Genomic DNA, 1,176 nt, shown 5'->3' with positions numbered 1-1,176 from the left:
GTCGCGGATATCGGCCGCGGCCACCACCGTGGTGGCCATCAACTGCCGGGTGCCCAGGTGCTGGCCGGTGGCTTCGATGATCGCTTCGCGTGCGCTGCGCAGCGAGCCAGCGGCCGCCCGCTGGGCGACGGCCCGTTGCAGCGGGAAGGAATACAACCGTTGCGGCAACGCCAACTGCGCGTCGGCTGGGTGGAGGTTGCCCACGCCCGGTGCCCGGTAGGCGATCCGTTGCACCTCGACGCGTCCCACCGTGGTGGCCACCAGCCGCCGATGACCGGGCTCGGCCCGGGTGCGTACCGTCCCGTCGGCTCCGGTCACCTGGTCACGACGCTGCTCGCGGACGGCCCGCGCGTCAAGCTGGTCCTGCATCAGCAGCCGCTGCAACTCCCGCCCGGCGGCGGTGACGTAGTCCTCCAGGTCGGCCTGGGTGCAGGCCAACATCTCCTCGCCGCTCAAACGCGCGACGATCTGGTCAAACTGGGTACGGGAAGCAGCGAACTCGCAGGGTTCGAGCCCAGAGTGGAGATACAGTGTCACCGGGTCTTCCTCGGGTCGGCACAGGCTTGTCACCCGGCCAACTCGGGAAGGCCCTTCACGGTTGCCCTGTTCTCACCCCACGGTCTCACCGGCCGCATCCGCAGGGACGAACACGCCTGGTCGCGGCTCGACGACCCGCCCGGCCTGCTTCAGCTTCTTCAGCCGATGCCGTACCCGCTCGACATGCCGCGCCACCCGCGGGTCCTCACCCAGACGCGCGACGACCTCCTGACAGCGCACCGGACGGCCGAACTCGATCAACACCGCGACCAGCTCATCGGCGAACCCCGCCACATCAGCACCCGAGGCAGGCAGGCCATCACCAGCGACCCGCCCTCCCGCAACAGGCACGCCCAGATCAGCCACCGGAAGCTCACCGATCACCTCACGCGCCACGGTCAGCCGCTCCAACTCCTTACGGCACACCGACAACAGACCCGCGATCCGCTCGGCCTCCCCCTCAAGCCGATCCGCCTCCGCCCGACAAGCCGCCTCCCGCTCAGCCAGCAGACGCGCAACCTCGCCGTACTCCACCAGTCCGACCTCCCCACCGCCCGGCCACCACCAACTACCGCAACGACCACCCACAACCGCCGGACACGACACCCCCGCCCAACTCACTCAAGAAGAAACGCACCC

1 protein-coding gene and 1 pseudogene are annotated in these 1,176 nt (G+C 69.5%); both read right to left on the bottom strand.

What is annotated here, in order from left to right:
- Positions 1 to 537: pseudogene (locus V6U90_RS33480) on the bottom strand (ISKra4 family transposase); the annotation flags it as partial.
- 72 nt (positions 538 to 609) lie between these two features.
- Positions 610 to 1,071: a hypothetical protein gene (locus tag V6U90_RS33475; protein WP_334445200.1), complete on the bottom strand. Its 462-nt coding sequence runs from the start codon at positions 1,069 to 1,071 to the stop codon at positions 610 to 612.
- Positions 1,072 to 1,176: the final 105 nt, after the last annotated feature.

This window comes from Micromonospora sp. CPCC 206060 (assembly GCF_036906895.1).
In the GTDB taxonomy this organism is placed as follows: Bacteria; Actinomycetota; Actinomycetes; order Mycobacteriales; family Micromonosporaceae; genus Micromonospora.
This window is presented reverse-complemented; position numbering and strand designations above follow the sequence as displayed.